The 13033-nt window shown below is 74.7% G+C and carries 11 protein-coding genes and 1 pseudogene; 3 read left to right on the top strand and 9 right to left on the bottom strand.

The window, feature by feature from the left end:
* Positions 1-5 precede the first annotated feature (5 nt).
* The 3 genes from IF30_RS0123180 to hutU form a co-directional block, all read right to left on the bottom strand.
* On the bottom strand, positions 6-1322 hold the full coding sequence (locus IF30_RS0123180; RefSeq protein ID WP_051710917.1) for a formimidoylglutamate deiminase: 1317 nt from the start codon (positions 1320-1322) through the stop codon (positions 6-8).
* A gap of 83 nt (positions 1323-1405) precedes the next feature.
* Positions 1406-2587: an allantoate amidohydrolase gene (locus IF30_RS0123175; RefSeq protein ID WP_030241669.1), complete on the bottom strand. Its 1182-nt coding sequence runs from the start codon at positions 2585-2587 to the stop codon at positions 1406-1408.
* A 20-nt stretch (positions 2588-2607) separates the two neighbouring features.
* A complete protein-coding gene (gene hutU, locus IF30_RS0123170) occupies positions 2608-4296 on the bottom strand; it encodes a urocanate hydratase (RefSeq protein ID WP_030241666.1) in 1689 nt (562 codons plus the stop codon).
* Between the two features lie 221 nt (positions 4297-4517).
* Here hutU and IF30_RS0123165 point away from each other — a divergent pair, with 221 nt between their 5' ends.
* A complete protein-coding gene (locus IF30_RS0123165) occupies positions 4518-4793 on the top strand; it encodes a Uma2 family endonuclease (protein WP_051710898.1) in 276 nt (91 codons plus the stop codon).
* Between the two features lie 5 nt (positions 4794-4798).
* Here the strand turns inward: IF30_RS0123165 and IF30_RS41830 are convergent, their stop codons facing one another.
* Together IF30_RS41830 and IF30_RS0123155 are read right to left on the bottom strand one after the other, a co-directional pair.
* Positions 4799-5134: a hypothetical protein gene (locus IF30_RS41830; protein ID WP_037900912.1), complete on the bottom strand. Its 336-nt coding sequence runs from the start codon at positions 5132-5134 to the stop codon at positions 4799-4801.
* A 58-nt stretch (positions 5135-5192) separates the two neighbouring features.
* Entirely contained in the window at positions 5193-6062 is an 870-nt protein-coding gene (locus IF30_RS0123155) for a MurR/RpiR family transcriptional regulator (RefSeq protein ID WP_030241662.1), read from the bottom strand.
* 275 nt (positions 6063-6337) lie between these two features.
* Here IF30_RS0123155 and IF30_RS0123150 point away from each other — a divergent pair, with 275 nt between their 5' ends.
* Positions 6338-6778 (top strand): hypothetical protein, encoded by a 441-nt coding sequence (locus tag IF30_RS0123150; RefSeq protein ID WP_030241659.1) that lies wholly within the window; start codon positions 6338-6340, stop codon positions 6776-6778.
* Positions 6779-6932: 154 nt separating this feature from the next.
* Here the strand turns inward: IF30_RS0123150 and hutH are convergent, their stop codons facing one another.
* Positions 6933-8510: a histidine ammonia-lyase gene (gene hutH, locus IF30_RS0123145; protein WP_030241657.1), complete on the bottom strand. Its 1578-nt coding sequence runs from the start codon at positions 8508-8510 to the stop codon at positions 6933-6935.
* A 130-nt stretch (positions 8511-8640) separates the two neighbouring features.
* A complete protein-coding gene (locus IF30_RS0123140) occupies positions 8641-9807 on the bottom strand; it encodes a macrolide family glycosyltransferase (protein ID WP_030241650.1) in 1167 nt (388 codons plus the stop codon).
* A gap of 126 nt (positions 9808-9933) precedes the next feature.
* On the opposite strand from IF30_RS0123140, the gene IF30_RS0123135 reads away from it, so the two are divergent.
* Positions 9934-10554: a TetR/AcrR family transcriptional regulator gene (locus tag IF30_RS0123135; RefSeq protein WP_030241649.1), complete on the top strand. Its 621-nt coding sequence runs from the start codon at positions 9934-9936 to the stop codon at positions 10552-10554.
* On the opposite strand, the gene IF30_RS0123130 is transcribed toward IF30_RS0123135, so the two are convergent.
* Together IF30_RS0123130 and IF30_RS49525 are read right to left on the bottom strand one after the other, a co-directional pair.
* On the bottom strand, positions 10526-10897 hold the full coding sequence (locus tag IF30_RS0123130; RefSeq protein ID WP_158835377.1) for a hypothetical protein: 372 nt from the start codon (positions 10895-10897) through the stop codon (positions 10526-10528). The genes IF30_RS0123135 and IF30_RS0123130 overlap by 29 nt on opposite strands.
* 767 nt (positions 10898-11664) lie before the next feature.
* A pseudogene (locus IF30_RS49525) lies at positions 11665-12822 on the bottom strand (diguanylate cyclase domain-containing protein); the annotation flags it as partial.
* Positions 12823-13033: the final 211 nt, after the last annotated feature.

The raw sequence follows: 13033 nt of genomic DNA, 5'->3' as shown, positions 1-13033 counted from the left end.
AGGAATCAGCAGTCCAGCGCGCCGATGGCGGAGTGCAGCGCCCGCGGCACGTCGGCGACCAGCTGGTGCACGCCGTCCCGGACGACGTGCCGGCCGCCGACCACCAGGTGGCGCACGTCCGCCGCGGAGGCCGCGAAGACCGCGGTCTCGGCGCCGAGCCGGGGCGGCGGGCCCGCGGTGCGGACGGAGTCCAGGGCGATCACGGTGAAGTCGGCGAGCGCCCCGGTCTCGATCCGTCCGGCCTCCGGCCAGCCGAGCGAGGCGTGTCCGTCCTCGGTGCCGGCCCGCAGCAGGGCGTTCGCCGTCCAGTGCCCGCGGGTGCGGGTGCGCAGCCGCTCGTCCAGCTCCAGCGCGCGGGCCTCCTCGAACGGGTCGATGACCGCGTGGCTGTCGCTGCCCAGGGTGACCGGGCAGCCCGCCGAGGCGAGCCGGCGGGCCGGGCCGATGCCGTCCGCGAGGTCCCGCTCGGTGGTGGGGCACATGCAGATGGTGGTGGAGGAGTCGGTGAGGAGCTTGACGTCCTCGTCGGTGAGGTGGGTGGCGTGCACGGCCGAGGTGCGCGGGCCGAGCGCGCCGTGGTCGGCGAGCAGCCGGGTCGGGGTGACGCCGTGCGCGGCGAGGCAGGCGTCGTTCTCGGCGGTCTGCTCGGACAGGTGGACGTGCAGTGGCGCCTCGCGGGTCGCCGCCCACTGGGCGACGGTGCCCAGCTGCTCGGCCGGGACGGCCCGGACAGAGTGGATGGCGGCGCCGATCCGGGCGTGCTCGCGCGGCTTGAGCGCGTCCGCCCGTACCGCCCAGGCCTCGGCGTCGCCGTCGCTGAACCGCAGCTGCGGGTGGGTCGGCTCGGCACCGAAGCCGGAGGACAGGTAGCAGGTGTCGAGCAGGGTGATCCGGATGCCGGCCCGGGCGGCGGCCTCGATCAGCGCCTCGCCCATCGCGTTCGGGTCGGTGTAGCGGGCGCCGCCGGGCGCGTGGTGCAGGTAGTGGAACTCGCCGACGGCGGTGATCCCGGCGAGCGCCATCTCGGCGTAGACGGCGGTGGCGAGGTGCAGGTAGCTGTCCGGGTCGAGCGCGCCGGCGAACCGGTACATGGTGTCGCGCCAGGTCCAGAAGGTGCCGGAGCCGACCTGGACGTGCCCGCGCAGCGCCCGGTGGAAGGCGTGCGAGTGGGCGTTCGCCTGGCCGGGCAGCAGCAGCCCGTCGAGGCGGACGGCGCCGGGCGGGCAGGGGCCGCTGTCCGGCGTGACCGCGGTGATCAGTCCGCCGGGGCCGGTGGCGATCAGCACGTCCCGCTCGACCACCGGCCCGTTGGGGTGCGGCAGCCAGGCGTACTGCGCCCAGTAGCTCGCCGCGCTCGCGGTCGCCGGGGTCGCCGGGGTGGCGGAAGTCGCGGTGGTCGCTGCGGTCACTGGCACGCCAGGTCCTCCAGTACGTCGGCGAGGGCGGCGACCCCGGCCAGGCAGTCGGCCTCCTCGGCGTGTTCGGCCGGGGAGTGCGAGACGCCGCTGGGGTTGCGCACGAACAGCATGGCGGTCGGGATCGCGGAGGCCAGGATCCCGGCGTCGTGTCCGGCGCCGGTGGGCAGCACCGGGGCGTCCAGCCGCTTGGCGAGCCGGTCGCGCAGCGGGCCGTCGAACTCCACCACCGGGGTGTACGACTCGCGGGTCAGCTCGACCCGGACGCCGTCGCGCTCGCCGCGTTCGGCGGCGGCCCGCTCGATCTCGGCGACCAGCGCGATGAGTGTGCGCTCGTCGGCGGCCCGGGAGTCCAGCCAGCCGCGCACCAGCGAGGCGATCGCGTTGGTGCCGTTGGGCTCGACGGCGACCTTGCCGAAGGTGGCCAGCGCGCCTGCCAGTCCGGCCTTCTTGCGGGCGGCGAGCACGGTGTTGGCGTAGGTCAGCATCGGGTCGCGGCGGTCGTCGATGCGGGTGGTGCCGGCGTGGTTGGCCTCGCCGTGGAAGTCGAACCGCCAGCGGCCGTGCGGCCAGATCGCGCCGGCCACTCCGACGGGCTGGTCCTCGGCGAGGTAGCGGCCCTGTTCGACGTGGAGTTCGACGAAGGCGCCGATCCGGGCCAGCCGGTCGTCGTCCGCGCCGATCGCGCCCGGGTCGTAGCCGGCCTTCTCCATCGCGTCGGGCAGCCGGAGGCCGTCGGCGTCGCGCAGCTCGTAGGCAGCCTCGCGGGAGAGCACGCCGGCGGTCAGCCGGGAGCCGATGCAGGCCACGCCGAACCGGGCGCCCTCCTCGTCGCCGAAGTTGACGATCGCCAGCGGCCGGGTGAGCTCGGTGCCCCGGGCGCGGAGTTCGTCCAGGGCGGCGAAGGAGGAGACCACGCCGAGCGGGCCGTCGAAGGCGCCGCCGTCCGGGACGGAGTCCAGGTGGGAGCCGGTGACGACGGCCCCGCCGGCCTGCGGGTCGCCCAGCCAGGCCCACTGGTTGCCGTTGCGGTCCAGCTCGTACGCCAGGCCGCGGCTGCGGGCCTGCTGCTCGAACCAGGCGCGGCACTCGGCGTCGGCGGAGTTCCAGGCGAAGCGGCGGTAGCCGCCGGAGGAGGCGGAGCGGCCCACGGGGAGCAGCTCCGCCCACATCTCCTCGAAGGACGGAGCCGTCACAGCTCACCCGTCGGGCCGTGCTCGGTCATGGGGACGCGGACGCCGCGCTCGGCGGCGACCTCGGTGGCCCGGTCGTACCCCGCGTCGACGTGCCGGATGACGCCCATGCCCGGGTCGTTGGTGAGCACCCGGCGGATCTTCTCCCCGGCCAGCGCGGTGCCGTCGGCGACGGTGACCTGGCCGGCGTGGATCGAGCGGCCGATGCCGACGCCGCCGCCGTGGTGGATGGAGACCCAGGAGGCGCCGGAGGCGACGTTGACCATGGCGTTGAGCAGCGGCCAGTCGGCGATCGCGTCGGAGCCGTCCAGCATCGCCTCGGTCTCCCGGTAGGGGGAGGCGACCGAGCCGCAGTCCAGGTGGTCGCGGCCGATGACGATCGGCGCGGACAGCTCGCCCGAGGCGACCATGTCGTTGAAGCGCTCGCCGGCCTTGTCGCGCTCGCCGTAGCCGAGCCAGCAGATACGCGCGGGCAGGCCCTGGAAGTGCACCTTCTCCTGGGCGAGCTTGATCCAGCGGGCCAGCGACTCGTTCTCCGGGAAGAGGTCGAGGACGGCCTTGTCGGTCTTGTGGATGTCCTGCGGGTCGCCGGACAGGGCCGCCCAGCGGAACGGGCCCTTGCCCTCGCAGAACAGCGGGCGGATGTAGGCGGGGACGAACCCGGGGAAGGCGAAGGCGCGGTCGTAGCCGGCCAGCTGGGCCTCGCCGCGGATCGAGTTGCCGTAGTCGAAGACCTCGGCGCCGCGGTCCAGGAAGCCGACCATCGCCTCGACGTGCCGGGCCATCGACTCGCGGGCCCGCTCGGTGAACTCGGCGGGCTTGGCGGCGGCGTAGTCCGCCATGTCCTCGAAGGCGACGCCGACCGGCAGGTAGCTGAGCGGGTCGTGGGCGCTGGTCTGGTCGGTGACGATGTCGATCGGCGCGTCCATCGCGAGCAGCTGCGGGACCAGTTCGGCGGCGTTGCCGAGCACGCCGATGGAGAGCGGCTGCTTCCTGTCGCGGGCGGCGGTGGCGAGCTCCAGCGCGTGGCCGAGGTCCTTGGCCTCGACGTCCAGGTAGCGGTGCTCGATCCGGCGGGCGATCCGGGACGGGTCGCAGTCGATGCAGATCGCCACGCCGCCGTTCATGGTGACGGCCAGCGGCTGGGCGCCGCCCATGCCGCCGAGGCCGGCGGTGAGGGTGATGGTGCCCTCCAGCGAGCCGTTGTAGCGCTTGGCGGCGACGGCGGCGAAGGTCTCGTAGGTGCCCTGGAGGATGCCCTGGGTGCCGATGTAGATCCAGGAGCCGGCGGTCATCTGGCCGTACATGGTGAGCCCGAGGCTCTCCAGCCGGCGGAACTCCTCCCAGTTGGCCCAGTCGCCGACGAGGTTGGAGTTGGCGATCAGTACGCGGGGCGCCCACTCGTGGGTCTGCATGACGCCGACCGGACGGCCGGACTGGACCAGCATGGTCTCGTCCTGCTTCAGCCCCTGCAGCGTCCGCACCATGGCGTCGAAGGAGCGCCAGTCCCGCGCGGCCTTGCCGGTGCCGCCGTACACGACCAGCTTCGACGGGTGCTCGGCCACCTCGGGGTCGAGGTTGTTCATCAGCATCCGCAGGGCGGCCTCCTGCTGCCACCCCTGGGTCGTCAGCCCCGTCCCGCGTGCTGCCCTGACCTCACGCGGCCCGCTCGCCTGCTGCTGCACCATGTCCCGGCCTTCCTGCGGATGGATTCATTCACGCTACGCCTGGCTGAATATATCTAAACAAGCACCGTTCGACCAGACCCCGGCGCAATCCGATCAGCCACGGCCCCGGCCGACTTGGCCCGCCGGCCTGAACCCGGCGAACACCAGCCACTCGGCCCAGCACCAGGAAGCGGAGGACACGATGACGGCCATCGGCGTACGGCCCGGCCGACCCACACCACGTGGAGTCGGCCGTAGAGGTCATCTCCACCTCCGAGCGCGTCAGCCACATCGCGGCCAAGACCAGCTGGTACGCGATCGCGGGCGTGCCGGTCCTCCTCGCGGTCGACCCCCGCGAGGGCGTCTGGACGCTCCACACCCACGCCCGCGACGGCGAGTACCAGGGCGTGCCGCCCGGCAAGTACGGCGAGCCCGTCCCGCTGCCCGCACCGCTGCCCGCACCGCTGTCCGTCGAGCCGGACACCGCCGACCTGCCGCTCCACACGCCCAAGCGCTGAGCGCCTCAGGCCGCCGCCCCGCCGTCCCAGTCGATGCCGATCTCGGCGAGCCAGCGGCGGTCGTCGGCGTCGGGGGCAGGCGGGGACGGCGGGCGGGGGACGTTCTGGACCGGGCCGAGGCCGTACTTCTCGGCGGCCGCCGCGGCCGAGCCGGCGTCGGCGCCGGTGTCGGGTTCGATGACGCCGACGTGGACGGCGGACTCGTCGCCCGGATCGAGGACGGACAGTTCGGGTTCGGGCAGGCGCCGCAGGGTGACGCGGCGTCCGCAGGCGGGGCAGGACCATTCGTCGGCACCCGAGGACAGGCGGGCGACGAACTTCATCTCGTGGATCACGCGCATGGGCGGCACCCCCTGCTGTAGGGGATGCCCGGGTTTGTGGCGGCTACTCCCGCCGCGCCTACTCCAGGAACAGGCCGCGCGCCGTGGCGGACTGCTCGATCGCCTCCAACCGGGCCTCCGCGCCCGGGAGTTCGTCGCACATGGTCTGCAGCAGCACCCGGCCGAGCATCATCGGCGCGCACGCGGTGTCGAAGACCAGGCCGGTGCCGACGGCGGCCGGCAGCATCAGGTCGGACAGTTTGGCGACCGGCGCGAAGGCGCTGTCGGCCACCGTCAGCACGGTCAGCCCGCACTCCCGGGCCACCGTCAGAGCGTCCATCAGTTCCCGCGGGTAGCGCGGCAGGGCGAAGCAGAGCAGCGCGGTCGCGCCCGCCGCGGCGGCCTGTTCCAGCCGGTCGGCGAGCATGCTGCCGCCCTCGTCCAGCAGCCGGATGTCGGGATGCACCTTGGCCGCGAAGTACGCGAAGCCGCGGGCCTGGGCCGAGGCGGCCCGCAGGCCGAGCACCGGCAGCGGGCGGGAGGCGGCGAGCAGCCGGGCGGCCCGCAGGATCGGCTCCGGGTCGGCGAGGAGTTCGGCGAGGTGGCGCAGGTGCTCGATCTCGGCGAGCACGGCCTGCTGGTGCTCGTTGCGCACCGCGTCGTCCGGGCTCTCCGGCGCGGCCGGCTCTCCCCCGCCGAGCTCGCGCAGCTGCTTGCGCAGCGCCGGGTAGCCGTCGTAGCCGAGCGCGACCGCGAAGCGGGTGACGGACGGCTGGCTGACGCCCGCGAGTTCGGCGACCTCGACGCTGGACAGGAAGGGCGCCTCGGTGGCGTGCCGCACCAGCGAGTGCGCGATCCGGCGCTGGGTGGGCGTCAGCCGGTGCCCCTCGAACAGTTGGAGCAGTCGGGCGGAGGGGCCGACGCTGCCGGTCTCGTCGATGGCGGTCATCAGCGGTACCTCCGGATGCGAGCGGGTCGGACGACGACTGTGCAGCAGCGCGTCGCGCCTGGCAAAGACGTCTCGTACGGCGGGACACCTCGTGAGACGTCCCGGGAAGCGGACGGAGCGGCGGAGCGGGCGGAGCGGACGGAGCGGGCGGAGCCGCCGTGCTGCGGAGTCACTGCGGTCGGCGGCTCGGGGTAACCCTGATTTCTCCCTGAGCCCGCCCGGATTCCCCCGCGAACGGATGGACCGGGCACCGCGGTGGCACCAGGCTGTCCCCCATGGACACTCGCCAGGACGAACTGCGGCGCGACCTCGACGCCACCCTGCAGGCTCGCAAGGAGCTCGGCAAGGAGTACGAGGACGAACTCCTCGACTCCTTCATGAAGCGCCTCGACGCCCGTCTGGACGCCAGGGTCGAGCGCTCCGTCTCCGCGCGGATGGACGGCTACGAGCGGACGGACGGCTACGAGCGCCACCCGCACCACCACCGCGACCGGCACCCGCGCCGCTCCGGTTGGGGCAAGCGCTCCGGCAACGGGCTCGCGGTGGTCTCCATGGCCTTCGGCATCCCGCTGACGGCAATCGCCGGCAACCCGGAGACCGGCGGCTTCGCCGGCCTGCTGGTCTGCTGGGCGGGCCTCGTCGGGATCAACTTCGCCGCCGCGTTCGGCGAGCGCCGCAACCGGGAGGACCGCCGGCCGCGGAGCGACTGGGACTGAGTCCCGGCCGCCCCGCGGCCGGCCGGTGCCGCGCGGGCACCGAGCACAACACCGGACGGGCACCGAGCGGCACCGGGCGGGCGCCGAGCAAGCACCGAGCAGGCGCCGGGCAGGCGCCGGGCAGGCGCCGGACGGGCGCCGGACGGTGCGCGGCTCAGGCCAGCGGGCCGGTGACCCGCTCGACGGCCCGCACCAGCTCCCCGGAGGCGACCAGCGCCGCGGCCGCCTCCAGGTCCGGCGAGAGGAACCGGTCGCGGCCGGCGCCGCCGACCCCGGCCTCCCGGGCGGCGGCCAGCGCGGCCGCGGTGGCCGGGGCGATCCGGCCGGCGCCGTCGGCCTGCTGACGGATCTCCAGCGCCCGCGCGGCGGCGGTGAGTTCGACGGCCAGGATCCGGCCGAGGTTCTCGACGGCCTGGCGCAGCTTGCGCGCGGCCGACCAGCCCATCGACACGTGGTCCTCCTGCATCGCGGAGGACGGGATCGAGTCGACCGAGGCCGGGACGGCGAGCCGCTTGTTCTCGCTGACCAGCGCCGCCTGGGTGTACTGGGCGATCATCAGGCCGGAGTCCACGCCCGGGTCGTCGGCCAGGAAGGCCGGCAGGCCGTGCGAGCGGGCCTTGTCCAGCAGGCGGTCCGTGCGGCGCTCGGAGATCGAGCCGAGGTCGGCGGCGGCGATGGCGAGGAAGTCCAGCACGTACGCGACCGGGGCGCCGTGGAAGTTGCCGTTGGACTCGACCCGGCCGTCCGGGAGCACCACCGGGTTGTCCACCGAGGCGGCCAGCTCGCGGGAGGCGACCAGCTGGGCGTGGGCCAGGGTGTCCCGGCCGGCGCCGGCCACCTGCGGGGCGCAGCGGATCGAGTAGGCGTCCTGGACGCGCGGCGCGTCGTCCTGGTGGTGGCCGGTGAGGCCGGAGTCCTTGAGGACGGCCAGCATGTTGGCGGCGCTCAGCGCCTGGCCCGGGTGCGGGCGGATCGGGGCGTGCAGTTCGGGGGCGAGCACCTTGTCGGTGCCGAGCAGCGCCTCCAGGGTCATCGCGGCGGTGATGTCGGCGGTGGTGAACAGCCGCTGCAGGTCGGCGACGGCCATCACCAGCATGCCGAGCATGCCGTCGGTGCCGTTGATGAGGGCCAGGCCCTCCTTCTCCAGCAGCTCGACCGGCTCGATCCCGGCGGCGGCGAGCAGTTCACCGGCGGGCTTCTCCACGCCGTCGGGGCCGGTGGCGGTGCCCTCGCCCATCAGCACCAGCGCGCAGTGCGACAGCGGGGCGAGGTCGCCGGAGCAGCCGAGGGAGCCGAACTCGCGGACGACCGGGGTGATGCCCGCGTTGAGCAGGGCGGCCATGGTCTGCGCGACCAGGGGGCGCACCCCGGTACGGCCGGAGGCCAGGGTCTTCATCCGCAGGAACACCAGGGCGCGGACCACCTCGCGCTCGACCGCCGGGCCCATGCCGGCGGCGTGCGAGCGCACCAGCGACCGCTGCAGCTGGGCGCGCAGCTCGGGGCTGATGTGGCGCACGGCGAGCGCGCCGAAGCCGGTCGACACGCCGTAGACGGGGCGCGGCTCGGCCGCGAGGGCGTCGATCCGCGCCCGGGCGGTCGCCATCTCGGCCAGCGCGTCGGGACCGATCTCGACCCGGGCGTTGCCCCGGGCGACGGCGAGGACGTCCTCGGCGCTGACGTCGGCCTTGCCGACCAGGACCAGCGGAGCGTCGGGGGCCACAGCACTGTGCATATCCATATACACCATCACATCAGGTGAATGAAGATATGACAACAGGTGTTCGTCATCCGGATTCTCCGTCGTCCGGATCCGTGCCGCACGCCACACCCCCGCCACCCCCTGCCGCGCCCCCGGCTGCCCCCTACCTCCGGAGCTCCGCCTCGACCAGGTCGGCCGCCCGGACGGTGCCGCCCTCGGCCCGTCCGGCGGCGGACAGCTCCCGCAGCCGCTCCGCCACCGCCGGATCGCCGACCAGCTCCAGCAGCACCGAACGCAGCTCCTCGGGAGTGGCCCCGTCGGTGTCCAGACGGCGGGCGACACCGAGGCCCACCAGCGCGTCCGCGTTGGCGAACTGGTCCACGGCCTGCGGCACCGCGATCATCGGCACCGCGTGGAACAGCCCCTCGCTGGAGCCGCCCATGCCCGCGTGGGTGACGAAGGCGTCCGCCTGGGCGAGCACCGACAGCTGCGGCACCCACCGGTGGACCTCGACGGTGTCCGGCACCTCGCCGAGCTCGGCGAGGTCGGTGTGCGCGCCGATCTGCAGCACGGTGTGCCAGCCCGGCAGCTCGCCGAAGGCCCGGATGCAGGCCCGGTAGAACGCGGGCCGGTGGGTGAAGGCCGATCCCAACGAGACCAGCAGCACCTTCTCGGCGCCCTCCGGCCGCTGCCATCGCCCCTGGCGGGCCCGGTCGCCGAAGCAGGGCCCGACGAAGCTGACGCGCCGCCCGTCGACCCGGTCGGCGTTGGGCTGCAGGGCGCGCGGGATGAGCGCGATCGCCCGCTCGGGGCGGCCCTTGAAGGCATCCACGTCGCGCTGCACCGCACCGGCCGCGGCCAGCCAGTCGGCGAACCGCCGGTAGTGCTCGGCGCCGCCGGGCGCCGCGCGGATCGCCTCGAAGACCTCCGGCAGGTCCCGTTCGATGCCCTCCCAGCCGACGAAGGCCGGCGACAGCTGCACGACCGGCACGCCCAGCCGCTCGCCGAACGCCCGGCCCGCGTAGCCCGCGATGTCGTAGAGCACCAGGTCGGGGCGGTCGTCGGCGAAGGCCTCCAGCAGGACGGGCCACATCGCGAGCGCGTCGTCCAGGAAGAGCTCCTGGATCGCCACCGGGTCCTCCACCCAGCCGTTCGGGTCGTCGGCGAGCGGCAGCTTCGTCGGGTACGGGACGAAGGCGGCGCCGGTGGACTCGACGGCCTCCCGGAAGGAGGCGTCGTTGACGTAGCTGACCCGGTGGCCCCGGGCGACCAGCTCGGTGATCACGGCGAGGCTGGGGTTGACGTGCCCGTGGGCCGGTACGGAGACCATCAGGATGTGTGCGGGGCGGATCACGGGCACCTCCGGGAACAGTGAATGAGACGAGACGTCCCGTCTCGCGACGCCTCGCGAGAAGACGATACGTTGCGTCTCGCCATCGCGCATAGAATTTTCCCCATGACCCCCAGAACCGCCCCGGACCCGGCCCGCCGCAACGAACGCTCACACGCCGCCGTCCTCACCGCCGCCGCCGAACTCGTCACCGAGATCGGCTACGGCAAACTCACCATCGAGGCGATCGCCGCCCGGGCCGGCGTCGGCAAGCAGACCATCTACCGGTGGTGGCCCTCGAAGGGAGCGGTCGTCTTCGACGCCTTCCTCGCCGCCGGCCGGCACGACGGCGGCCTCGCCCTCCCCGACACCGGCGACCTCGCCGCCGACCTGCGGACCGTCCTGCGCGCCAGCTCCGACGAACTCGCCGACCCGGCCTCCGACCGCACCTACCGCGCCCTCAGCGCCGAGATCCTCAACGACCCGGCCCTGCAGGCCGAATACCGCACCCGCCTGCTGGACCCCCTGCTGGAGATCACCCGCGACCGCCTGCGCAGCGCCCGCCGGGCCGGCCAGCTCGCCCCCGACGCCGACCTCGACCTGGCCGTAGAACTCCTCTACGGCCCGCTGCACTACCGCTGGCTCCACCGGCTCGGCCCGCTCGGCCACGACCACGCCGACCGGCTGGTCGACGCGGCGCTGCGCGCCCTCAACCCGCCTACCCCTGACGGCGGTTCCGGCGCCTGACCCACAGCACGGCCAGGACGGCGGCCAGCAGCACGACCAGCAGGGCCACGGCGAACCACAGGAATACGCCGCCGAACACCCGGCGGGCGAGGCCGCGCTTGGCCTTCTTCCTCAGCTTCGACTTCGACTTCGACCTCAGTCCGGCGACCTGGGTGATGCGGTGCGTCCGGACGCCCCCCACCTGCGGCGTCCGCTCCGGCACCGTCCGCCCCGCCCCCACCGGCGCCGACGGCACAGCAGCCGCCGACGCGGCAGCCGCCGACACCGGAGCGGCCGCCGCCACCCCGCCGCCGCCGAGCACCAGCACCCCGACGACCGCCGCACCCACCAACCGTCTGCCCATGACCGGACCCCCGCTCCCGCTCGACCGGCCACCCACCCTCCCACCACCCCGCCCGGCCGCGGCACCCCCGGGCGCCGACCGCGACCCACCCGCGACACGCCGGTCACCGAACCGGCACACAGCCGGGCCGCGCGCGGAGGCCGAGGAGGCACGCAGGCGCGCGGAGACACGCGCAGGCCCGCGCAGCCCAGGAGGCCCCGTCACACCGCCGGCGGCGAGGCCGCGCCCGCCAGGGCGACGGCGACCAGGGCGCGCATGGCGAAGGCCGCCTGGCCGAGGGGCAGGGTGGCGTCGTCGGCGAACAGTTCGACGAGCCAGCCGCCGGCCGGGTTCTGGCCGCCGGCGGCGACCATGCCGCGGTAGCCGGAGACGACGAGCATGGCCTCCTCCGCCGGGTCGTTGCCGGCGGCACCGGCCCGCAGGGCGAAGGCGCCGCCGCGGACGGCACGGCGGGTCATCGGGTAGTGCCGCAGGTCGAAGACCGCGTCGGGGGCCTCGATCTGGGCGCGCTGGGTCTCGGCGCGGCTGCTGCTGGGGCCGCTGGTCATCCGGTAGACGGCGTGCTGGGCGGTGCGCATGAGGTGGGTGCCGGGCGGGACGTACGAGATCCACCAGCCGACGGCGTCCAGCAGCCGGGCGGAGGCCTCGGCGACGACGACCAGTTTGCCGAGGGTGTCGGCCGGGTGGACGGCCCGGGTGGCGGAGGCCTGGTCGAGGGCGGTCAGGACGGCCGTGAGCAGCTGGCCCGGGTCGGCGCTGTGGGCGGCGCCGCGGAACCGGCGGCGGTCGCCGGCACCGGCCCGCCCGTTGGGCCCGCGCCGGCCGTCCGCCCGGTGGTGCGGGTCGGCGGCGTCGGCGAGCAGCACGGTGGGGTCGGGCGAGAAGCCGGGGCCGTGGCTGCGTCCGGCGACGACGGGGTGGGCGGCGCGGGCCGCCTTGGCCCGGTACTGGGCGGCGTCGGCGAGCCGGAAGAGCCGGTCGGGGGTGGTGACGGGTCCGATCGAGTCCCCGGTGGAGGCGACGCCGCAGGCCACGCCCTCGCCTTCGGACAGCGCGAGCGCCCGGGCGCACAGCTCCTCGGCGACGGCGACCACCTCGTCGGCCTTCTGTCCTTCCACCAGCAGGCAGAACTCGTCGCCGCCGAGCCGGGCGGCGAGGCTGCCGGGGAGTTTGGCGGCGGCCAGCGAGAGCTGGTGGGCGAACCGTTCCAGCAGCCGGTCGCCCATCTCGTGGCCGAGCTGGTCGTTGACCCGCTTCAACCCGTTGACGTCGCAGACGACGAGCGAGACGACGGTGTTGTCCCGGTTGTGGGCCTGCAGCGCGCTCTCCAGCCTGGCGTCGACGGCGCGCCGGTTGGCGAGGCCGGTGAGCGGGTCGGAGAAGGCGAGCTTGCGCAGGTCGGCGAGGCGCTCGGTCTGGGCGAGCCCGGCGGAGACCTGGGCGGCGAGCAGGGTGGCGTAGTCGGCGTCGGCGTCGGTGAACTCGGGCATCCCGACCGACCGGGCGAGGTACAGCTCGCCCCAGGCCTGCCCGTGCAGCACGATCGGCGCGACCACGCAGCAGGCCCGCCCGCGCCGGCGCAGCCCGGCGGCGCGCTCCTGGCAGTACGCGCCGGCGGTGGGGTGGGTGTGGCCGGTGTGCGGCTCGCTGTCCTCGGCGCTCTGCAGCCAGGCGCGCGGCAGCCGTCCGGTGCTCCAGCGCTCGTCGAGGTACGTGACGATCTCGGGGAAGTCGGCGACGGGGTACGACTCGTCCTCGGGCAGTTCCTCCTCGCCGGGGGCGAGGTCGCCGTGGTTGACGAGGACCCGCAGCCGGCCGGACTCGCGGTCCCAGACGGAGACGGCGGCCATGGTGGCGCCCAGTGCTTCGGTGGCGCGGGCGGCGGCGGCCCGGACGGCTTCCAGGGGGGTGAGCGCGCCGGCCATGTCCTGGGCCAGCTCGACCACGGACTGCAGTCTCAGGTCGGGCAGCGGGTCGTGGTGCCGCGAGCCCTCGCCGCGGTCGAAGCCGCGGTCCGCCATGATCGCCTCACTGCCCACCGGCTCGCCTCGCTCCCTGTGCTCGGTCCTGCCGGACCCCCGTCGGCCGGACGCACCCGGTCGGCCGCTTGCACCAAGACTATGGCGATTTCGTCCG

The organism is Streptomyces sp. NRRL S-350 (assembly GCF_000719705.1).
Classification (GTDB): domain Bacteria; phylum Actinomycetota; class Actinomycetes; order Streptomycetales; family Streptomycetaceae; genus Kitasatospora.
The sequence above is the reverse complement of the archived record's forward strand: the minus strand, read 5'-3'. Positions and strand labels throughout refer to the sequence as shown.